The sequence below is a fragment of the Pseudaeromonas sp. HNCC25DJ182 genome, from assembly GCF_055413365.1.
This window is the reverse complement of the sequence record NZ_JBVAYG010000002.1, coordinates 289,624-310,413: the sequence shown is the minus strand read 5'-3', so window position 1 is coordinate 310,413 and position 20,790 is coordinate 289,624. Positions and strand designations below refer to the sequence as shown.

Below are 20,790 nucleotides of genomic sequence, written 5' to 3'. Positions count from 1 at the left end.
TTTTACTGATTTCCATACCAGTTCAAGGAGCTTTCATGAAGAAGATTACAGTCGATGTTGCAGTGATTGGTGGTGGAACGGCCGGGCTTGGCGCCTATCGTGCTGCCAAGGCGCACACCAAAAAGGTGGTGATGATTGAAGGTGGCCCTTATGGCACCACTTGCGCCCGCGTCGGCTGCATGCCCTCCAAGCTGCTGATTGCGGCAGCCGAAGCCGTGCACCACATCCAGAAAGCTCCTGGCTTCGGCGTCCACCCGGAAGGTGAAATCCGTATCGATGGCCGCGAAGTCATGGCCCGGGTCAAACGGGAGCGGGATCGTTTCGTCGGCTTCGTGTTGGAAGGCGTCGACAGCATTCCGGATGAGGACAAGATCCAGGGCTATGCCCGTTTTGTCGATGCTCATACCCTGATCGTCGATGACCATACTGAAATCCATGCCGAGCGTATCGTGATTGCCACCGGCTCCCGCCCGAGCTGGCCTGCCGCCTGGAACGAGCTGGGCGATCGGCTGATCATCAATGACGATGTCTTCAACTGGGATGACCTGCCCCATTCGGTGGCGGTATTTGGCCCAGGAGTCATCGGCCTCGAGCTGGGTCAGGCGTTGCATCGTCTCGGTGTGCAAGTCATCATGTTCGGCATGGGGGGTCTGGTCGGCCCGCTGACCGATGAGGCGGTTCTCGATTATGCCGCCAAGACGCTGAATGAAGAGTTCTATCTGGATGCTGATGCCAAGGTAGAGCAGATGTTCCGCGATGGTGACAGCGTCATCATCCGCTACCTCGACAAAGCCGGTCAGCAGCAGGAAACCCGTGTCGATTATGTATTGGCTGCTACCGGGCGTCGTGCCAACGTCGACAAGCTGGATATCGCCAATACCGGTGTACAACTCGATAACCGGGGGATCCCGGTCGCCGACCGCTTTACCCTGCAGACCAGCGTACCGCATCTGTTTATTGCCGGGGATGCCAGCAATCAATTACCCCTGTTGCATGAGGCGGCCGATCAGGGACGCATCGCCGGTGATAATGCCGGTCGCTTCCCGGATATCCGTGCCGGTCTGCGTCGCTCCTCAATCTCGGTGGTGTTCTCCGATCCGCAAATTGCCATGGTCGGTAGCACACTGCGCGAGTTGAATCAGAAGTACAGCAGCTGTGGTTGTTTTGAAATCGGCGAGGTCAGCTTCGAAGATCAGGGACGTTCACGGGTTATGTTACGCAACAAAGGCTTGCTGCACGTTTATGGTGAACACGGTACCGGTCGTTTCCTCGGCGCCGAGATGATGGGACCCAATGTCGAGCATATCGCTCATCTGTTGGCCTGGGCTCATCAGCAACAGATGACCGTCAGCCAGATGCTGGATATGCCGTTCTACCATCCGGTGATTGAAGAGGGCCTGCGGACCGCGCTGCGGGATCTGAATGCCAAGTTGCATCTGGGACCTGAAATGGTCAAACGCTGCCTCGATTGCGGTCCAGGCGCCTAAACCCCGGTAATTCGTTAGATTCGTTAGTAAACAACAAGCCCGTACTCGAGTTGCGGGCTTGCTGTTTGTGCTCTGCTCACCATGTGGCAATGATGCAATTCGAAAAAACTCCGCCCTATTGAGGCTGCTCCGCGCAGACCTGATCCCGTTGTTGCCGTAGGGCCGGATCATCCGACAGCATGGCCTTGAAGCGCAGGCGATTGCACTCCCTTCGGCCTCGTTGCAATTCAACCTCTGGCGTCGCCGGAGTCGGATCCGCAATGGGTGCTGTCGGCTCGGTCGCTGAAACGGCCGAGGTTGACGATTCAGCAGCCGCACAATACATGGCCCGCCGTGGCGACTCCCGCTCCTCGGAGCTACCGCGACTCAGGCGCTGGCAATAGTCGGTAAACAACGCCAACGCCTGTTGCCGGCAGGGCGCATAATCCGGCTGCTGTTGCCGATCGGCACAAATCGAATCCGGTTGGATACGCCAGTATTGATGGATGAAGCGGATATTGTAGCCCTGATATGTTTCCTGCTCCTGCTGAAGCTCCCGGTCCACCCCCTCTCCGAGCCGATCTGCAACCTGTTGCGCCATAAACTCGGTCAACGAGGTGAGTAAAACCAGCGTGGCTAACATGGTCGATCCCTCACCTGTCGTGGATGAATGAGTAGGAAGCTGCCGTCAACGCTGAGGTAAACGGGCACTTTCAAGCAATAGTCGCTTAGCGGATCACCTTGAGACGCAGCGTATAGTAGTTGGCGACATCATCTTGCCCATTCACCGGACGATAGGCCAGTGTCAGCACCCCTCGCCCTTCGCCCTTGGCAGTAAACTGCAAATGTTGCATGCCACAGACTTCCCTGGGTGGCGCAGGTTCAAAGCTGCTGGCCTGTTTTTGCAAGAATGGACCGGGAGTCTGCTCTACCTGCCATTGATAGCCGGATTGTGGCGAGCCCGGTAAAGCGACAGCAACCTGTTCCCCAACTTTGAGCGTCAGACTGCTGCCATTTTGTGCCATGGTTAGCTGATTTTGGGTTAATGGTGGAGCCGGCTCGGGCTGGCGGCTGGCTTGCGGCTGCTGACAACCTTCGAGCCCGATAACAGAAATGATCACCACTGCCAGCGATAGAGAGGTACGCATCTTCAAAATCCTGTGTTGCGAGTCGGGCCTGAGAAGCCCGGAATAGCGTCATGCTACTGCCTCCGGCTTCTGGTGTCATGAACTGTGAACGCCATCGGCTGCCGTTGTCGGATCACGGCTCTGGTGGTGTGCTTTTTTTGGTTTTGGCTCGGGATGCCGTTATGATTGCCGCCATCTACATCATGGAGTACGCAAGATGAACCGATTGGTATTGGCCACTGGTAATAAGAAGAAAGTGGCTGAACTGAATGCCATGCTCGAGGGAATGAATTTCAAGGTCATGCCGCAGAGCGACTTTCTGGTCGAAAGCGTTCCAGAAACCGGCTCGACCTTCGTGGAAAATGCCATCATCAAGGCGCGCCATGCGGCTCGCATCACCGGGTTACCCGCCATCGCCGATGACTCAGGTCTGGAGGTCGACGCCTTGCGTGGTGCACCCGGGGTTTACTCCTCGCGCTTCGCCGGAGAAGAGGCCAGTGACGACGACAATGTGACCAAATTACTGGAAGAGCTCTCCTTTCTGCCCCCCATTTTGCGTACCGCCCGCTTCTGGTGCGTGCTGGTATTTATGCGCCATGCCGATGATCCGACGCCGATCATCTGCCAGGCCAGCTGGGAAGGGCACATAGTGACCGAACCCAAAGGTGACAACGGTTTTGGTTACGATCCGGTATTCTTTGTTCCGGAAACCGCCTGTACCGCCGCTGAGCTACCTAGCGAGCAAAAGAATGAGCTCAGCCATCGCGCCAAGGCCCTCCAGCAACTGATCTCCCGTTTGCAGGAGATTTTTTAAGCGTGGTCATCTCCCCGGTTTCCTCGTTGACACGCTCGCAGCCCCCTTTGGCGCTGTATGTGCACATCCCCTGGTGTGTTCAAAAATGCCCCTATTGCGACTTCAACTCCCATGCCCTGAAGCAGGGGCTGCCTGAAACTGCCTATGTGGATGCCCTGCTGGAAGACCTAGAGGCCGATCTGTTCCGGGTACCCGGCAGGGAGCTCAGCTCCATCTTTATCGGCGGCGGCACCCCCAGCCTGCTGTCCGCGGAGGCCATCGGCCGCTTGCTGGCCGGGATCCAGCTCCGCATCCCGTTCGTCGATGATATCGAGATCACCATGGAGGCGAACCCGGGTACCGTCGAGGCAGGTCGCTTCGCCGGATTCCAAGCCGCGGGGATCAACCGGATCAGCATCGGGGTGCAAAGTTTTGACCCGACACAATTGCAGAAGCTGGGGCGGATCCATGATCCCGAACAGGCCAGTAGCGCGGCCCGCCAGGCTGCCGGGCTCGGCTTGCGCAGTTTCAACCTGGATTTGATGCATGGCCTGCCCGGTCAAACTCTGGAACAAGCGCTGGATGACCTGCGGCAAGCCATTGCTCTGGCGCCCCCCCACCTGTCCTGGTACCAGTTGACCATAGAGCCCAATACCGCCTTCGGAGCCCGCCCGCCACAACTGCCGGAGGACGAAACGCTATGGGATATCCAAGAACAAGGCCATGCACTCCTACTGGCGGCCGGCTATCGGCAATATGAAATTTCGGCCTATGCCAAGCCCGGGTTTGAGTGTCGGCACAACCTGAACTACTGGCGCTTTGGTGACTATCTGGGCATCGGCTGCGGCGCCCATGGCAAGCTGACGGACAGGACGACCGGAATCATTCAGCGCACAGTGAAAATCAAGCATCCCAAGGGCTATCTGGACCCGACGCGAGCCTATCTGGATGAGTGCTGGACCGTCGGAGCCGATGAATTGCCGTTCGAATATTTCATGAATCGTTTTCGCCTGTTCGAGGCCGTGCCCAAGCACGAATTCTCTCTGCGCACCGGCCTCAGCGAGACATCCGTTGCCGCCAGATTACAAGAGGCCATCCAGGACGAGCTCTTGCTGGATAACGGTGAGAGCTGGCAAGTCACCGAACTGGGCCATCGCTACCTGAACCGACTGCTGCAATTGTTTATGGATGACTGAAACGCCCGCAAAAATAGTGGCGCGATATCAGAATTGGATAAAAGTTTGTAAAGAGCACAACAGCGCTGGATATAAACTTGCAACCACTACCTGTAGATCCAATACTGAGTAAGAACACAATTAATAGTGCCACTATGAGTGGCGGGAGTAGCGGATGGCCCTACAGACTGAGCTGGCAGCGCAGAACGCTTGGCGTGCAGCACATTTCCCCCCCGATCTGCGCCAGGCGATGGAGCTCTCGATTGCCAGCCTGAAACGCGCCGGATGGTCCGAAAAAGCCCTGCAGGTAGGGGATGATTTTCCCGCGTTGGAGTTGATCGATAGCGCCGGTGCTCGTTTTTCACTATCTCGGATCCTGGGGCGAACCCCACTCATCGTCTCTTTTTTCTGTGGTCACTGGTCGCCCTATTGCAATCTGGAACTGCGAGCCTTCAATGCCTTACTTCCACAAATCCAGGCGTTGGGAGCCCGTTTTGTGCCAATTGTCGGCCAGGATGTCGAGCTGAATTTTTCGACCCAACGCTGTAACCGCTTGAACTATGCCCTGTTCAGCGATCCGGAACTCAAGGCAGCGCGCGCCTGTGGACTGGTGATGACCTTGCCCGATGTAATGACCGATGCCATGGAGCAGTTGGGGATTGATATGCCCGGCTATGAGGCAGGAAAGAGTTATGAGCTGCCGATGCCCGCCAGTTATCTGATCGATACTCAGGGCAAGATCGTCTATGCCTTTGCTGATGAAGATATTCGCCACCGCACCGAGCCCGAAGCACTGCTTAATGCCTTGCAATTGCTGCAGACCGTCCGTTAGTTAGCCGCAGCCATAAAAAAAACCGCCAGTTGGCGGTTTTTTTTATGTAGAGGAATCACTTAGCCGGAGATGACATCGCCATACCAGATATCAAACAGGTTGGAGTGCTTGATATTTTCCATGCCGTTTTGCTTGAGCCATTCGCAGCAAGCCTTGATATCTTCCTCGCTGCACTTGCCAATTTGCTGGGTGCAGATCAAGCCTTCCCACCCCAGATGACCATTACCGGCAAATGCAAGGTTACGAGGCTCGACGACTTCCAGGATCATGGCATCGATGACCTGATCGATTTTTTCTTCAGCCGTACCGGCCGGGAAATTCCAGCTCAGCTCGAAACCCAGTTCCTGAAACTCCTCAAGACGAAGCTTCTTGCGCAGACGGCGGCTACGTTGTGCCATATCGAACTCTCCTGGTGGTAAATAATAAAAATCAGTTGGTACGTTTGAAAACCAGATCCCAGACACCATGGCCCAGACGATGGCCACGGCGCTCGAATTTGGTCAGCGGGCGGCTATCCGGGCGGGGAACGTAGTCACCAAAATCCGAGGTGTTGGCAAACCCGGGGGCAGCCTGCATCACTTCCAGCATATGCTCGGCATAATTCTGCCAGTCAGTAGCCATATGGAACAGGCCATCGATTTTCAGGCGTGGGCGCAGCATCTGCACGAAGGCTGGCTGTACGATCCGGCGTTTATGATGGCGAGACTTGTGCCAAGGATCCGGGAAAAACAGCTGCAGGGTATCGATGCTCTGCTCCGGGATCATCTGCTCGAGCACTTCCACGGCGTCATGGCAGAACAGGCGCAGATTGGTGACGCCCGCCTCTTCTGCTGCAGACAGACAGGCGCCGACACCGGGGCGATGCACTTCGATGCCGATAAAGTTTTTCTCGGGCGCGGCCTGAGCCATCTCCACCAAGGATGCTCCCATGCCAAAGCCGATTTCCAGAACGACAGGCGCCTCACGACCAAACAGCACGGCCAGATCCAGCATTTCACCACTGAATTCAACGCCCATAACCGGCCAGAGCTGGGTCAAAGCCCGCTCCTGTCCCTTGGTCAGGCGCCCTTCACGGCGCACAAAGCTGCGGATACGGCGCATAAGTTGGCCGGCTTCGGTCATCTCAGGCTGGTTACTCTCGGTCATCGACTTGTCTCTGGATCAAATAGGGAGAGCGAATTATCCAAAGATAGGTCGCCGGTGCAAGTGCGCAACCGCTCTGGCGAGAAATAAAGTGGGTAAAAAGCAGGCAAAGCTCCCCTTTGCTGACTTTCTGCACCATGAAACCGTGGTTTACAGCAACGGGCAGCTATGATGCAATTCATTAACATATCCTTTGCTCTACATGTTTTACGTATCGGACGGGGATAGCTCGGCCGTCCGCTCCCAGGACAAGTGCGGTCCGAGGCATCCCCCCTCCTGGCATCTTGCAATCCAGATGAGAACCACATGATCAGCCCTCCCGCTCCCGCGCTCTTCAACCAGTTGCTGCTGACATGGCATGCCCGTGATGGCCGCCATGATTTACCCTGGCAGCAGGATCCGACTCCTTATCGAGTGCTGGTTTCAGAAGTCATGCTCCAGCAGACCCAGGTTGCTACCGTCATCCCCTATTTCAATCGCTGGATGGCCGCATTCCCCGATCAGGAGACACTCGCCGCGGCGAGTGACGATCAGGTCATGGCCCTCTGGCAAGGGCTGGGCTACTACTCACGGGCGCGCAATTTGCAAAAAGCAGCACGCTTTATTGTCGACGAGCGTGGCGGTGTATTCCCCCGCTCACTGGATGAACTGCAGCAGATCCCCGGCGTCGGTCGTTACACGGCCGGGGCTATCGCCTCGTTTGCCTATGACGAGTTTGGTCCTATCGTCGATGGCAACGTGAAACGCCTGTTTTGCCGGCTATTTGGCATTGAAGGCCAGCTCACCAGCAGTCTGGTCACTCGTCAATTGTGGGATTTGGCTCATCAATACACACCCGAGCAGCATAATCGAGCCTTTGCACAAGGTTTGCTGGATATGGGGGCCACTCTCTGTACCCCTAAGTCTCCGGCTTGTACGCGCTGCCCCTTCAACCAGCACTGCGTAGCCCGCCTCAGCGATCGGATTGCAGCCTTGCCTTCTCCCAAACCGAAGAAGCAAATTCCGACTCGGCGTGGTCACTTTTTATGGCAGGAGCGTGACGGTCAGTTACTGCTGGAAAAACGCCCCGATGAGGGCATCTGGGGTGGGCTCTGGTGTCTACCGGAGCTATGCTCACCCGAGCTCCAGGAGTCAGTCGCTGACAGCGAGGATGCGGATGCTTGCCCCTCGGTCGATGGCCATTTGAAAGGGAGCTTTGACCATACCTTCAGCCATTACAAATTGAAGGCCGAGGTGTGGCAAGTGCAGAGCCGGGAACCCTCGGCGCGCTATCAAGCCTGGTTCTCGGTTGACGAGTTACAGAGCATTGGTTTGCCAGCCCCGATCCGTAAATTTTTGAAGAAAACTTGAGCCTGACGAGCGCCGCTGGGCCGTCACTAGGCAGCAGACAGCCAAGACCTCACGTTTTGTGGCGTGGAGCCGTAGCGCCAACTCTGGTATAACCATGGGCAACGCTCGGGCATTGGCTCCTCAGGAGACCATGCCCCGTCACAGCCGATTTTTGAACTGCAATCCTAACGAGGTCCTCATGAGCCGCACCGTATTCTGTCAACGCCTGAAGAAGGAAGCGCCCGGCATGCCCTTCCAACTGATCCCCGGTGAGATCGGAAAACGTATCTTCGACAACATATGTCAGGAAGCCTGGAGTGAGTGGCAGAAAAAGCAGACCATGCTCATCAATGAAAAAAAGCTGAACATGATGAATGCGGATCACCGCGCTCTGCTGCAGGCCGAGATGGTCAAATATCTGTTTGAAGACGGTGATGTGCAAATTGATGGCTATGTGCCACCGGCTCAGAACTAAGAGGCTAGTTGAGTAAAAAACCGGGGCGGATCCGCGATCAGCCCCGGTTTTTTTCTTGGGCCCAAAAGTCAGTGCACTGGCTTAGTGTTCGCCGCCACCACCGCCGGCCTGGAATGGTGGTTTAGCCAGCCAGATAAACCCTATCATCAGGATAAACAGTCCCGCCGAGACATAGAAAATCTCGTTGCTGCCCATCACGAACCCCTGGCGCGTGATTTCGCGAGCCAGATAAGCGCCGCTTTGCGCTTCGCTCATTCCAGCCTGCTGCAAACTATGCAGCGCCTGCTGGCTCACCGGATTGTAGGGATTAATCACCTCGGTCAGCGTTTCGTGGTGCACCGCCTCTCGTCGCTCCCAGATGGTGTTGATGATCGATGCCCCAATCGAACCGGACAAGGTGCGTAAAAAGTTCGACAAACTGGAGGCACTGGCCAGTTGGTGAGGTTTCAATCCGGCAAAGGAGATGGTGGTCAACGGCATAAAGAAACAGGCTACCGCCAATCCCTGCAGGAACTGGGGCCAGATCACGGCCGCAATATCCATCTGCACGGTAAAAAAGGTCCGGGCATAGAAACAGGCGGCATACACCAAAAAGCTGAAGGTGACCAACATGCGCATATCCAGCCGGTGGGCATTCTTACCTATGATGGGTGAGAGGATCACCGGCAAGATCCCCACCGAGGCAGCCGCGAGCCCCGCCCAGGTCGCGGTATAGCCAAGCTGGGTCTGCAGTAACTGGGGCAGCAACACTATGGTGCCGAAATAGAGCATGTAGGCCAGGCTGATACAGCCAACCCCGATGGCAAAGTTCCGATGCTTGAATAGCGACAAATCGATGATCGGATGCTTGTCTCCCAACTCCCAGACGATCAGGAACGAGATGCCGACCACGGCCGCTACCGCCAGCACTATCACCTCGTTGGAAGCAAACCAGTCCAGCTCCTTGCCCCGATCCAGCATCAATTGCAAGGCACCGACTCCTAGCACCAATAAGGACAGCCCCACCAGATCGATGGGGTTGCGCTGAGTTGCCGTCTCCCGGCCACGCAACATGCGAGAGCAGAGGAAAAACACCACCACACCGAGCGGCACGTTGATGAAGAAGATCCAGCCCCAGTGATAGTTGTCGCTGATCCAGCCCCCCAGGATCGGACCGAAGATTGGCGCCACAATCACCGTCATGGACCATAGTGACAGCGCCATACCCCGCTTTTTCGGTGGATAGCTACTCAGCAACAAGCTCTGGGAGAGCGGGATCATGGGACCCGCCACCAAGCCTTGTAGCACCCGGAACAGGATCAACAGTTCCAGGCTTTGCGCCATACCACAGAGCCAGGAGGCGATGACAAACAGCGCGGTTGACCAGAGAAACAGTCGAACCTCGCCAAAGCGCTTCGCCAACCAGCCGGTCAGCGGTAATGAAATGGCATTCGCCACCCCGAACGAGGTGATGACCCAGGTGCCTTGAGAGCTGGAGGCTCCGAGGTTGCCCGCAATGGTCGGAATGGCAACGTTGGCGATGGTGGTATCCAGCACCTGCATGAAGGTGGCCATGGAAAGCGCCAACGTCAACAGGGCTAGTGCGATCCCCTCCAGTGGCCGGGGCGGCGCAACGGATTGCGACATGCAATTCCCCTTCAGTCGGCTTGACGGTTGGCAGCGATGATCTGGCGAACTCGCTCATCGGCACCGGTCAGATCCACATTCAGGGAGTGGGTCGTAGCCAGAGTCGCCTTGTGCTGCGCCTCGGTGAGTAAAGGACCATCGGTATTGCTGACATCCACAGTCACCAGCATGGATAACCCCAGTCGCAACGGATGCTGCTGCAACTCCTCCGCGCGCAGCTTGATACGCACCGGCAAGCGCTGCACCACCTTCAACCAGTTGCCGGTAGCATTTTGCGCCGGTAACAGCGAGAAGACGCTACCGGTTCCCGCCGCCAACCCTTCCACTTCACCGTGGTAAACAATTTTATCGCCGTACAGGTCGGCGCTCAGCTCCACAGGCTGGCCAATACGCAAGTGCTCAAGTTGCACCTCCTTGAAGTTGGCATCGACCCAGAGTTGATCCAGAGGAACAACCGCCATCAAGGGGGCGCCCACGGCGACATGGCTGCCGACCTGAACTGAACGCTTGGCGATGACGCCACTCACCGGGCTAAGAATGGTGGTGCGTTGCAGATCCAGCCAAGCCTGACGAACCTGTTCGGCCGCCTGGCGCACTTCCGGCTGCTCGGCCAACGGCGTGTTTTTCAGCTTGGCTTGCAGGGTATTCCGTTGCTGGATTGCCACCTGTAGGGCGGCCTTGCTGGCGACCACGTTTTGCCGGGCATGCAGAACCTCCTCTTTACCCACCGCATTGGTCATACCGAGGACTTCCCGTCGATTCTGGTCGCCCGCCACCCGATCCAACTCTGCCTGACGTAACGCGATAGTGGCGTCAAACTGCTTGAGCTCGGCCATTTGCTGCTGCACCTGGCGCAGAGTCTGGGCTAACTGGATCTCGCTGCGAACCAGAGCCAGCTTGGCATCGGTAGGATCCATCTCTACCAGTGGCATTCCCGCCTGTACCAGCTGGGTGTCATCGGCGTGCAAGGTCACTACATTCCCGGCCACTTGCGGCATCACAGGGACCACATTCCCCGCGACATAGGCATCATCTGTGGTTTCACTGCCCCGTAACACCTTGAACCACCAGGCTCCGGCCCCCGCCGCTACAGCGATAAAGAACAAGCTCAGCAACAGTATGTTTTTCTTGCGGGAGGAATTTTCGGCACTCATAGGATCTCCATCGTGTTCTGCGGCTGATAGTCGACTATCAGCTCTTGCATTTTTATTAATTACTTTAGTGATGATTTCATGCGTTACTATCTGGGTGTAACAAACCCGCAGGATGCACTGTGGATCCCGCCCGGTTATTCAAGAAGTAATTACTCCGGCATAACCTCAAGAACTTTGCGCAATAAGCGCAGCAATTGTTCACGCTCCTCGCTGGTGAACGGCTGCCAGATCTCGCGCAGGCGATTACGCTGTCGCGGTAACATCTCGGACAAAAACTCTTGTCCATTGGCTGTCAGTTTTAGCAACTGACAGCGACGATCACCAGCTACCTCCTGACGGCTCACCCAGCCACGAGACTCCAGCTCATCGGCAATCCGCGTCCCGCTGGTCCGCGAGGCGCCCAACATCAGACTCAATTCCGAGGGTTGAATACCCTCATCGGCGGTCAGCAGCACAATCAGGGCATGAAACAGGGTTTCGGTCAGCCCTTCCTCGGCCAGTGAACGACTCTTGGTTTCAGCAAAGCGATGTTGTGCCGCGTTGAGCAAGCGCCCGAGGAGTAACTCTTCGACCGGAGTGCCAGGCCTGAGCTCCTCGCAGCGGGCAATCATCTTCTCAATGGGCAATTTGCAGGAACTCATGATCGCGGGATCCTCTGAAACTAGTAACAGAAAGAATAATAACGCGTGAAACTATTATCGCAACCATCGCCACATAATTTTTCATCTACGGATAAATGCCCTGGAACACGAATAGCGATGAGAAAATAACCGCAGATGTGACCTTATTCGCCAATTCTGCACAAGCTTTCAGCAATCAGTTCAACAGTAAAGATTATTGGGAAAAAGAGGGTTGACTTGCCAGGGACGAATCGGTTTAATAGCGCCCCGTTGCCCAGATAGCTCAGTCGGTAGAGCAGCGGATTGAAAATCCGCGTGTCCGTGGTTCGATTCCGCGTCTGGGCACCATTTTCAGGCAAGTTCGCAGTAGCGAATTGGCAACAGGTTCAAGGTACGAGAGTACAACAAGATAAAGTGTGCCGGCTTAGCTCAGTAGGTAGAGCAACTGACTTGTAATCAGTAGGTCACCAGTTCGATTCCGGTAGCCGGCACCATTCTTCGCCCAGATAGCTCAGTCGGTAGAGCAGCGGATTGAAAATCCGCGTGTCCGTGGTTCGATTCCGCGTCTGGGCACCATCTGCAACGAGGCCTCACAGCAATGTGAGGCCTTTTTGTTTATTGCCTCCCCCAGCGCCCCTCATTCATCGAGTCGCAACAATCCGCGATTCAATGCGTTGCGTACCCGCTCGCCTTCGGCATCACGACGGAAACAGGCCACTAGCTGCATCTGTCCGAGCAAGCGGGAGACCATTCGCAAGCGCCAGGATAGCGCTTTGATCTCGGGATCGTGGCGCAGCAAATAGCGATATAAAACCGGATCAATAACCGCCAGTTCGATCCGGCCCCGCAGTAGTTTCTTCAGGTTGGCGATATCGTTTTGAGCCTCATCGATAACCAGCGTTTTGCGAGCCACCAAAGCATCGAATTCGGGAGTATTGATGTAGCCTGCAACCGTACCAATACGATAGTCAGCCAAATCCTCCAAGCGTAGCCAATCAATAGGAGGCAACCGAGCATCCTGAATGAATGCCAAAGGCGCCTGCAATATGGGATCCGAACAGTAAAATTCCTGCTCCCGTCGAGGTGACGCATACTCGGGGAAAACACCGACATATAAGGTGGAGTGCTGAACCATGGCGACCGCCCGTTTCCAGGGTAAAAAACGGATCTGCAGTTGGTAACCTTCACGCGCCAATGCCATCCGCACTCGTTGGCTGATGATGCCCTGGCCCGGAAGCTGTTCACTCACGTAGGGAGGCCATTCGAGCGAGGCCATCAGCACAACGGGCTCTGCAGCCCAAGACCCGGCACTCAAACAGATGCCAAACAACATCCATAGCGTCTTTAAATGCCGATTCATCACAGCCCCTTGTGGCTGCATCTCCATACTGAAGACTGTACCAGTCGGCTCAAGAATTGCCCACAAACACCCGAATTCACTTTGTGAGGGCACATGATGACCGACCAAATTAGAGGATCGGCTGCGGTTAACGATTGCAGATGGTCGGTAATAGAGCTAGCGAGAGTGAGTACTAAAGGCTGCGAGCATAGCGCCTTCCTTGGCATAAAAGTCTGTAAATTCTGTACGTTATCTATTAACCATCACCCGAGAACAATTCATGCCCCTTCAGGATGCTACATCTTTTTTACTTAATTTAAGATATTTGATTGCAATGCCGGAAATTTCCGCGTAAGTTAGCCGACATGTCTTGTGAGAGACAGAGAAAAAGTAACAAACAGTTGTTCCTTCTTGCCTTACGCACTTCTTACGAAGTTCCGTCATTCCAGAATACTCCTTCATTGTTAACTCCTTTATCTTTGTCCACTCCATAGAACGTCACACAGAAACACAATTGCATCAAATATTCAGGAGACATTATGTCTAGCACCACTGGTACCGTTAAATGGTTTAACGAAGAAAAAGGTTTCGGTTTTATTTCTCAAAGCAATGGCGGCCCGGACGTATTTGTTCACTTCCGCGCGATTGTTGGCGATGGTTATAAGTCACTGGCCGAAGGTCAGCGCGTAACTTTCACCGTTGAAAACGGTCAGAAAGGCCCGCAAGCTGCGAACGTAGTTCCAGCCTAAGCCAAAAAAGGGGGATGCTCCGCATCCTCTTTTTCTTCCCCAGCTCCGTATTAACCCCTCGCCATAAAACCGCTTCAGTTAATCCGTCTGTTTTTATTCATTGCCATTCGGCAATCATTCTATTTTGAAGAGAAAATATGTTAGTCAATATCAGCAATACACTTTGTGTATCCAAGCATTCTGCATTGCAGAATGAAAAATGGATCTGTTATGAACCCTGTGAAAATATCAACAACAAAAAGCGCCAAGCTTGGAAGCGAATTACAGGACTGATGTCAGCCTGTGGAATGCACTCCTGGTTAGCAGAAAACTATCCGGAGTCTGGTCATGCCAATACATTTTTAACCATAGCCAAATGTTAAGTTAAATTTCAGATCCATTCTGTTTTCTGCTTTTATTTTTACATTCCACTCATCTGTTTCAATATATGTCAGTTGGTTACTTCGTTTTTCAGCCGCTACGTGCTACGTAAAACCCTATTAAACCACTGACATTTATATCGCCTGCTTCGAACTCGATACCGTATCGTCGTACCTCTTGATTAAAAACTCGCTCCTCAGCGCATGAGCCGTGGACAACGCTAAGCGTTCCCGTTGTAATGAACAGCACCGCCAACCCATGATAGCGTGATTGCGCACTTCAGAGTCGAGAGGTAACTTCCATGGATGCAGGCTCCCAAGCTTCCACCCTGAACGTCAATGAACCCTGGTCACAGGCCATTTGGCGCCACATGCGCGCTCATCCCCTGACCGCAACCAGTTTAGTCCTGGCCTTGGCCGTTGTGCTCCTCCTCCTGTTACAGAGCGTCATCATGATCCTCAGTGGCAACATCAGTCCGGGAACTCGTTACGGCATCCTGGGTGGGTTAGCAGGCTTTGCAACCACAGCGCTCGGAGCATTACCGGCGCTGGTACTACGTTCGGTCCCCCAGCGTATTGAAGATGCCATGTTAGGCTTTGCGGCAGGCATGATGCTGGCGGCCAGTGCGTTTTCACTACTACTACCCGGGCTCGACGCCGCCGAAGCATTGACCGGTAGTGGCGGCTGGGCAGCGGCGATCGTGGTCACAGGTATGGCACTAGGGGTACTGCTGATGCTGGGTCTGGATGAGTTTACCCCCCATGAACATGACAAAACTGGCCCTTGTGGTCCAGGCTATGAGCACTGCTCGCGGGTGTGGCTGTTCGTGTTCGCTATCGCGTTACACAATTTGCCCGAAGGAATGGCCATCGGTGTCAGTTTCTCGCAGGGCGATATGTCAGTCGGCTTACCTCTGACCAGTGCCATTGCGCTACAAGATATTCCCGAAGGGCTCGCCGTCGCTCTGGCCCTCTGCGCGGCGGGTTTCAAACCCCCGTTTGCGGTTCTGGTGGCCATTGGTAGCGGCTTGCTGGAGCCACTAGGTGCCTTGCTGGGGATTGGTTTGGCAAGCGGCATGCCTATGGCTTATCCGATTGGCTTGGGATTGGCCGCCGGTGCCATGCTATTTGTCGTCTCCCACGAGGTGATTCCGCAAACCCATCGCAATGGGCATCAGACATTCGCCACCCTCGGATTAATGGCCGGTTTTGCCCTGATGATGACGCTGGATACCGCGCTGGGCTAGCGCCACAGCTCAGTCTGCAGCAACCAGCGCCTCCAATTCGAGGCGGCTGGTTTCCCGGGTATCCACCTTGATAAACGCCGCCTGTTCCTGAGCTACGAATGCCACTTCCTGCACTCCAGGTTGTTGCCGCAAGCGCAGTTGCAATGCCTCCAGTTGGTCGGAGGATGCAGCAGGAAGCATCAGACGTATAGATTTGACATAGGCAGGCTCGGGCATAGACCGGGCAATCGTCCACCACAGCAGAGCCAGCATCGCTGCAAATAAAAACACACCGCTGCTCCCAGCCATGCCTGACAGGTATCCGCCCAGACTGCCGCCGATACCAACCCCTAAAAATTGCGCGGTGGAGTAGATGCCCATGGCGGTGCCCTTAAAGCCGGCTGGAGCCTCCTTGCTCACCAGGGAGGGCAACAAAGCCTCCATCAGGTTAAAAGCAATGAAGAATAGTTGCATGCCGATGATGAGCCCAAACCATGAATCGCCACTGCCCCACAATACCAGTTCACATCCGAGCAACAGCAGAATGGTTCCCAGAAAGACCCGCCGCATACGTCGAAACTTTTCGGCATAAATGATGATGGGCAGAACCGGCAAGAAGGAGATCAGCATGGTCCACAAATAGGCCTGCCATTGTTCACTCCGTTCCATACCGGCTGATTCCAGTGCCACCGGCAAGGCAATAAAACTGCTCATCAGCAAGACATGCAAACAAAATATACCCAGATTCAGCCGCAACAAACGAGGTCGAGTCAGAACATGCAGAACACCGCCGGGAACCAGGGCGGACTCCCGATCCAGCTGATGAGTGGCGGGTTGCGGTACCAGAAACAGCACCACGCCGATGGCCAGAATGGCCAGAACCGTAATGGCCCAGAACAGGAATGACACTCCGAAACTGCGCGCTAAAATCGGCCCCGTGACCATGGCAACGGCAAACGTCACGCCAAAGCTCATACCAATGACCGCCATGGCTTTGGTTCTATGCTGTTCACGAGTCAAATCGGAAAGTAATGCCATGACTGCAGCCGAAATGGCACCCGCCCCCTGCAAGGCGCGGCCGAGAATAATGCCCCAGATGGAATCGGCCAGTGCGGCGACCCCACTGCCCAACGCAAACAGCAGCAATCCGCCAACGATAACCAATCGACGGCCTTGTCGATCCGACAGAAATCCAAGCGGGATCTGGCACAGCGCCTGAGTAAAACCGTAGATCCCGATAGCAATACCGATTAATGCTGGCGTAGCGCCCGCCAGTTCATGACCATAGGTCGTCAACACCGGCAACACCATGAACATACCCAGCATACGCAAGGCAAATAACAAGCCCAGGCCCCAGGTTGCGCGCAACTCGCGGCCAGTCATTCGATCATCATGCATATGAATCAATCCAGGTTCACGGCGGAGCTTTCACCTCGTACCGGTTACTCGCAATCGGCTGCGTCGCTATCTCGGTAACTATCGATGGCGGTAAAACAACAGGCGGCCCCGGGGCCGCCTGGCAAACAAACTAGCGTGTTATTTCAGTAAGGTAAACAACTCGCCACTCATCCCTGTCCCCTGCACATCGACGGACATCATCAGGCTCAGGCTGGTGATGGCCACAATCGAGAAGATAAACAGCTGACGGGCCCATACGCGATCATCCACCACACGGAAGCCCTTGAGTGCCATGACCAGCCAGATCACACTGACCAAGGCGGCGACCGCGAAATAGAAGAATCCGGCATGACCGCTGAAGGTCAACATGACGGTAGCCAATGCAAACGCCATTATGTAGCGGATGATATGATTTTTGGTCAGCGCGATACCCTTCTTCACCGGCAGTACCGGAATCGCCGCCGCCTGGTAATCCTTGAAACGGAAAATGGCAATCGCATAGGAGTGTGGCATCTGCCACAAACTGAAGATCAGCAACAGAATCAAAGCTCCAGCATCGAATTCATTGCTGACCGCACAATACCCGATCACCGGCGGTGTTGCCCCGGATAAACTGCCGACCAGGGTTCCGTAGACTGAACGACGCTTGAGCCACAGCGTGTACAAACCGACATACACCACGAAGCCCAAACCGCCGAGTGCCGCCGATAATGGATTCACCCAGTAGAGCAACGCCACGCCGGCTACTCCCAGACAGGTTGCATATCCCAGCGTAGTCCGAGGACCAATCAATCCCTGCACCAGCACCCGGTTGCGGGTGCGCTCCATCAGGCAATCAATATCCCGGTCGATGTAGTTGTTAAACACACAGCCGGATGCAATGACCAATGAAACCCCGACCAGGGTGGCGAGGAATATATCCAGTTCCAGGCTTCCTTTGGAAGCCAGGAAGAAACCACCCACCACCGAGATGAGATTGCCAAAGATAATTCCAGGCTTGGTAACCAGCAGGTAGCGTTTTAGCATAGTGATCGCCTTATGGTTCCATCATGTTGCTATTCAGATGGAACATAATCCACATCGATCCAACCACCAGAATGGCAATAATCAGTACCGTAAAGACAAAGGCCAGCATGTTCCAGCCTTCATCCGATTTGGTATTCATATGCAGGAAAAAGCCCAGTTGAACCAGGATCTGCAATAAGGCCAACCCGATGATCGCCATCAGCAATACACTGCTGGAGAACGCTGGATACATCACCAGACCAAAAGGGATCAGTGTCAGAATGACCGACAGGATAAAACCAATCACATAAGAACGCGTGGTGCCATGACCGGCACCGGCGCGATGTGCATTGCTATGACTCATGGCAATACTCCCATCAAATAGACCACAGTGAAGACACAGATCCAGATCAGATCCAGGAAGTGCCAGAACAGACTCAGACACATCAAACGGGTGCCGTTCTTCGCAGTCAGGCCATTTTTAACCAACTGGATCATCAGAACCGCCATCCAGATCAGACCGCTCAGCACGTGCAGACCATGGGTACCGACCAGAGTAAAGAAGGCCGAGAGGAACGCACTGCGATCCGGTCCGAATCCTTCGCCAATCAGATGGGCAAATTCGTTGATCTCCATGCCGATGAAGCCGAGTCCGAAGACGAAGGTGATTGCCAGCCAACCCAATAGCGCCTGCTTCTGCTGCTTGTAAAATGCCAGCATGGCAAAGCCGTAGGTCACGCTGCTGAACAGCAGCAGGAAAGTCTCGACCAGAACATACGGAAGTTCGAAGATCTCCTTGGCCGAAGGGCCATCGGCAATATTGCCCGCCAGAACCGCATAGGTTGCAAACAGAGTTGCAAACAGAATGCAGTCGTTCATCAGGTAGATCCAGAAGCCGAAAATCGCATTCCCGCCGGCATCATGATGATGTTCGGTGTGATGTTCAGCATGGGCGGCCTGGGCCGCCGGGTGATGTAGAATTTCAGCGGCCATGGTTTACCCCTGCCTTGGCAATTGCAGCAAAATGTTCATTTTCGGTCCGCTCGACCACCTCGACGGGAACGTAGTAATCCACATCGTCATTAAAGGTATGTTTGATATAGGTGGCGATCATGCCAACTAGACCAACAATCGCCAGCCACCAGATATGCCAGACCAGAGCAAACCCCATCACCAGACTGAAGGCGCTGATGATAAGACCGGCGCTGGTATTCTTCGGCATATGGATAGGCGCGTAGTGAGTGGGTTGCTGGAAGGCAGAACCATCCTCCTTCGCGGCCCAGAAGGCATCCCGATCCTTGACCTCTGGCAACTTGGCAAAGTTGTAGAAAGGTGGTGGTGAAGAGGTAGACCATTCCAGAGTGCGGCCACCCCAAGGGTCCCCCGTCAGATCCCGGTTCTTTTCCCGATCCCGGATACTCACCGCCAGCTGCAACAGTTGGCAGATAATGCCGATCAGGATCAATACTGCGCCCCCTGCGGCAATCGCTAGCAGCAGATGATACTGGGGATCGATCTGGTTACTGACCCGGCGGGTCATGCCCATAAAGCCGAGAATATAGAGCGGGACAAAGGCGAAGAAGAAACCTGTGATCCAGAACCAGAAGGAGTATCGTCCCAGGCGCTCATTCAGAGTGAAACCAAACGCCTTGGGGAACCAGTAGTTGAAGCCCGCCAGATAACCGAACACCACACCGCCGATGATGACGTTATGAAAGTGGGCAATCAGGAACAGGCTGTTATGCAATACGAAGTCAGCACCTGGCACGGCGAGCAACACGCCGGTCATCCCCCCAATCGAGAAGGTCACCAGGAAGCCCAGGGTCCAGAGAATGGGCACACTGAATTGGATACGGCCGCGATACATGGTGAATAGCCAGTTGAATATCTTCACCCCTGTGGGTATCGAGATAATCATGGTGGCAATCCCGAAGAAGGCGTTGACGTTAGCTCCTGCGCCCATGGTGAAGAAGTGATGCAACCAGACGATAAAGGACAAGATAGTAATCGCCGCGGTGGCCCACACCAGCGAGGTATAGCCAAACAACCGCTTCTTACAGAAGGTCGCCACCACTTCGGAGAAGATACCGAAAGCAGGCAGGATCAGGATGTACACCTCAGGGTGCCCCCAGGCCCAGATGAGGTTCACATACATCATCTGGTTGCCACCCATTTCATTGGTGAAAAAGTGGGTGCCCAGGTAGCGATCCATGGTCAGCAAGGCAACAGTCGCGGTCAGGATCGGGAACGAAATGATGATCAGCACGTTGGTACACAAAGCTGTCCAGGTAAAGACCGGCATCTGCATCATCTTCATGCCCGGGGCACGCATTTTCAGAATGGTGGCGAAGAAGTTGACCCCGGTCAGCAGGGTACCGATCCCCGAGATCTGCAAGCTCCAGATCCAGTAATCGACCCCGACCCCGGGACTGAATTGTTTACCTGACAACGGCGGATAAGCCAGCCAACCGGTCTGGGCAAACTCACCAACCCCCAGAGAAATGTTCATCAGCGCTACGCCGACCACAAACAACCAGAAGCTCAAGGAGTTCAGGAAAGGATAGGCCACATCACGAGCACCAATCTGCAGCGGTACCACAATGTTCATCAAGCCGACCATAAACGGCATGGCCATGAAGAAAATCATGATGACACCGTGAGCGGTAAAGATCTGGTCGTAGTGATGGGGAGGCAGGAAACCCTCGGTGCCGGCCGAAGCCGCCGCCATATGCATCCGCATCATGATGGCATCGGCAAAGCCGCGCAGCAGCATCAGCATGGCGACAATGATATACATGACGCCGATCTTCTTGTGATCGACCGAGGTTAACCACTCGGTCCACAGCCACTTCCATTTCCCGAAATAGGTCAAGGCTGCACACAGCGCCAAACCGCCCAAAATCATGGCCCCGACCGCGCCCATGATAATGGGCTCGTGATACGGAATGGCCTCAAGCGTTAATTTGCCAAACAT

Annotated in this window: 22 protein-coding genes and 3 tRNA genes; 12 read left to right on the top strand and 13 right to left on the bottom strand. The window is 54.8% G+C overall.

Going from position 1 to position 20,790, the window contains the following annotated elements:
• Nucleotides 1-35 precede the first annotated feature (35 nt).
• Nucleotides 36-1,487: a dihydrolipoyl dehydrogenase gene (locus ACZYUB_RS03315; RefSeq protein ID WP_463945508.1), complete on the top strand. Its 1,452-nt coding sequence runs from the start codon at nt 36-38 to the stop codon at nt 1,485-1,487.
• A gap of 115 nt (nt 1,488-1,602) precedes the next feature.
• Here the strand turns inward: ACZYUB_RS03315 and ACZYUB_RS03310 are convergent, their stop codons facing one another.
• Nucleotides 1,603-2,109 carry a hypothetical protein gene (locus ACZYUB_RS03310; RefSeq protein WP_463945506.1) on the bottom strand — a complete coding sequence of 169 codons (507 nt, stop codon included), beginning with the start codon at nt 2,107-2,109 and terminating at the stop codon, nt 1,603-1,605.
• A gap of 85 nt (nt 2,110-2,194) precedes the next feature.
• The gene (locus tag ACZYUB_RS03305) at nt 2,195-2,614 is read right to left on the bottom strand and encodes a protease inhibitor I42 family protein (protein ID WP_463945504.1); all 420 of its coding nucleotides are present in this window, start codon (nt 2,612-2,614) and stop codon (nt 2,195-2,197) included.
• 196 nt (nt 2,615-2,810) lie between these two features.
• Between ACZYUB_RS03305 and rdgB the strand changes: the two genes are divergently transcribed.
• The 3 genes from rdgB to ACZYUB_RS03290 all read left to right on the top strand — a co-directional run bounded on the left by rdgB (nt 2,811) and on the right by ACZYUB_RS03290 (nt 5,393).
• Nucleotides 2,811-3,407, top strand: coding sequence for an RdgB/HAM1 family non-canonical purine NTP pyrophosphatase (gene rdgB / locus ACZYUB_RS03300; protein ID WP_460882926.1), 597 nt, complete (start codon nt 2,811-2,813; stop codon nt 3,405-3,407).
• A gap of 8 nt (nt 3,408-3,415) precedes the next feature.
• A complete protein-coding gene (gene hemW / locus ACZYUB_RS03295; RefSeq protein WP_463945535.1) occupies nt 3,416-4,582 on the top strand; it encodes a radical SAM family heme chaperone HemW in 1,167 nt (388 codons plus the stop codon).
• 154 nt (nt 4,583-4,736) lie between these two features.
• Nucleotides 4,737-5,393: a peroxiredoxin-like family protein gene (locus ACZYUB_RS03290; protein ID WP_463945502.1), complete on the top strand. Its 657-nt coding sequence runs from the start codon at nt 4,737-4,739 to the stop codon at nt 5,391-5,393.
• Between the two features lie 59 nt (nt 5,394-5,452).
• On the opposite strand, the gene ACZYUB_RS03285 is transcribed toward ACZYUB_RS03290, so the two are convergent.
• Complete coding sequence (locus ACZYUB_RS03285) at nt 5,453-5,791, bottom strand: 50S ribosome-binding protein YggL (protein WP_463945500.1); 339 nt, start codon at nt 5,789-5,791, stop codon at nt 5,453-5,455.
• Between the two features lie 31 nt (nt 5,792-5,822).
• On the bottom strand, nt 5,823-6,539 hold the full coding sequence (trmB, locus tag ACZYUB_RS03280) for a tRNA (guanosine(46)-N7)-methyltransferase TrmB (protein ID WP_463945498.1): 717 nt from the start codon (nt 6,537-6,539) through the stop codon (nt 5,823-5,825).
• A gap of 303 nt (nt 6,540-6,842) precedes the next feature.
• Here trmB and mutY point away from each other — a divergent pair, with 303 nt between their 5' ends.
• Nucleotides 6,843-7,886: an A/G-specific adenine glycosylase gene (mutY, locus tag ACZYUB_RS03275; RefSeq protein ID WP_463945496.1), complete on the top strand. Its 1,044-nt coding sequence runs from the start codon at nt 6,843-6,845 to the stop codon at nt 7,884-7,886.
• Nucleotides 7,887-8,064: 178 nt separating this feature from the next.
• The gene (locus tag ACZYUB_RS03270; protein ID WP_463945494.1) at nt 8,065-8,340 is read left to right on the top strand and encodes an oxidative damage protection protein; all 276 of its coding nucleotides are present in this window, start codon (nt 8,065-8,067) and stop codon (nt 8,338-8,340) included.
• A gap of 81 nt (nt 8,341-8,421) precedes the next feature.
• On the opposite strand, the gene ACZYUB_RS03265 is transcribed toward ACZYUB_RS03270, so the two are convergent.
• The 3 genes from ACZYUB_RS03265 to ACZYUB_RS03255 all read right to left on the bottom strand — a co-directional run bounded on the left by ACZYUB_RS03265 (nt 8,422) and on the right by ACZYUB_RS03255 (nt 11,761).
• Entirely contained in the window at nt 8,422-9,966 is a 1,545-nt protein-coding gene (locus ACZYUB_RS03265) for a DHA2 family efflux MFS transporter permease subunit (protein ID WP_463945492.1), read from the bottom strand.
• Nucleotides 9,967-9,977: 11 nt separating this feature from the next.
• The gene (locus tag ACZYUB_RS03260) at nt 9,978-11,120 is read right to left on the bottom strand and encodes an EmrA/EmrK family multidrug efflux transporter periplasmic adaptor subunit (RefSeq protein WP_463945490.1); all 1,143 of its coding nucleotides are present in this window, start codon (nt 11,118-11,120) and stop codon (nt 9,978-9,980) included.
• Nucleotides 11,121-11,269: 149 nt separating this feature from the next.
• A complete protein-coding gene (locus ACZYUB_RS03255) occupies nt 11,270-11,761 on the bottom strand; it encodes a MarR family transcriptional regulator (protein ID WP_460882918.1) in 492 nt (163 codons plus the stop codon).
• A gap of 251 nt (nt 11,762-12,012) precedes the next feature.
• On the opposite strand from ACZYUB_RS03255, the gene ACZYUB_RS03250 reads away from it, so the two are divergent.
• The 3 genes from ACZYUB_RS03250 (at nt 12,013) to ACZYUB_RS03240 (ending at nt 12,316) form a co-directional block, all read left to right on the top strand.
• Nucleotides 12,013-12,088: transfer RNA gene (locus tag ACZYUB_RS03250), tRNA-Phe, on the top strand.
• A gap of 70 nt (nt 12,089-12,158) precedes the next feature.
• Nucleotides 12,159-12,234 (top strand) — tRNA-Thr (locus ACZYUB_RS03245).
• A gap of 6 nt (nt 12,235-12,240) precedes the next feature.
• A tRNA-Phe gene (locus ACZYUB_RS03240) sits at nt 12,241-12,316 on the top strand.
• Between the two features lie 61 nt (nt 12,317-12,377).
• On the opposite strand, the gene ACZYUB_RS03235 is transcribed toward ACZYUB_RS03240, so the two are convergent.
• On the bottom strand, nt 12,378-13,100 hold the full coding sequence (locus ACZYUB_RS03235; protein WP_463945489.1) for a substrate-binding periplasmic protein: 723 nt from the start codon (nt 13,098-13,100) through the stop codon (nt 12,378-12,380).
• A 518-nt stretch (nt 13,101-13,618) separates the two neighbouring features.
• Between ACZYUB_RS03235 and cspE the strand changes: the two genes are divergently transcribed.
• The 3 genes from cspE to ACZYUB_RS03220 all read left to right on the top strand — a co-directional run bounded on the left by cspE (nt 13,619) and on the right by ACZYUB_RS03220 (nt 15,434).
• A complete protein-coding gene (cspE, locus tag ACZYUB_RS03230; protein ID WP_460882710.1) occupies nt 13,619-13,828 on the top strand; it encodes a transcription antiterminator/RNA stability regulator CspE in 210 nt (69 codons plus the stop codon).
• Between the two features lie 137 nt (nt 13,829-13,965).
• Nucleotides 13,966-14,190, top strand: coding sequence for a hypothetical protein (locus ACZYUB_RS03225; protein ID WP_463945487.1), 225 nt, complete (start codon nt 13,966-13,968; stop codon nt 14,188-14,190).
• 299 nt (nt 14,191-14,489) lie between these two features.
• Nucleotides 14,490-15,434, top strand: coding sequence for a ZIP family metal transporter (locus tag ACZYUB_RS03220; RefSeq protein WP_463945486.1), 945 nt, complete (start codon nt 14,490-14,492; stop codon nt 15,432-15,434).
• Between the two features lie 9 nt (nt 15,435-15,443).
• Here ACZYUB_RS03220 and ACZYUB_RS03215 read toward each other — a convergent pair whose 3' ends face one another.
• The 5 genes from ACZYUB_RS03215 to cyoB form a co-directional block, all read right to left on the bottom strand.
• On the bottom strand, nt 15,444-16,811 hold the full coding sequence (locus ACZYUB_RS03215; protein ID WP_463945484.1) for an MFS transporter: 1,368 nt from the start codon (nt 16,809-16,811) through the stop codon (nt 15,444-15,446).
• 138 nt (nt 16,812-16,949) lie between these two features.
• Entirely contained in the window at nt 16,950-17,837 is an 888-nt protein-coding gene (gene cyoE / locus ACZYUB_RS03210) for a heme o synthase (protein WP_463945482.1), read from the bottom strand.
• A 10-nt stretch (nt 17,838-17,847) separates the two neighbouring features.
• On the bottom strand, nt 17,848-18,180 hold the full coding sequence (locus ACZYUB_RS03205; RefSeq protein ID WP_463945481.1) for a cytochrome o ubiquinol oxidase subunit IV: 333 nt from the start codon (nt 18,178-18,180) through the stop codon (nt 17,848-17,850).
• Nucleotides 18,177-18,809 carry a cytochrome o ubiquinol oxidase subunit III gene (gene cyoC / locus ACZYUB_RS03200; protein ID WP_463945479.1) on the bottom strand — a complete coding sequence of 211 codons (633 nt, stop codon included), beginning with the start codon at nt 18,807-18,809 and terminating at the stop codon, nt 18,177-18,179. The genes ACZYUB_RS03205 and cyoC overlap by 4 nt, the downstream gene beginning before the upstream one ends.
• Nucleotides 18,799-20,790 (bottom strand): cytochrome o ubiquinol oxidase subunit I, encoded by a 1,992-nt coding sequence (gene cyoB / locus ACZYUB_RS03195; RefSeq protein WP_463945477.1) that lies wholly within the window; start codon nt 20,788-20,790, stop codon nt 18,799-18,801. Before cyoB ends, cyoC begins: the two co-directional genes overlap by 11 nt.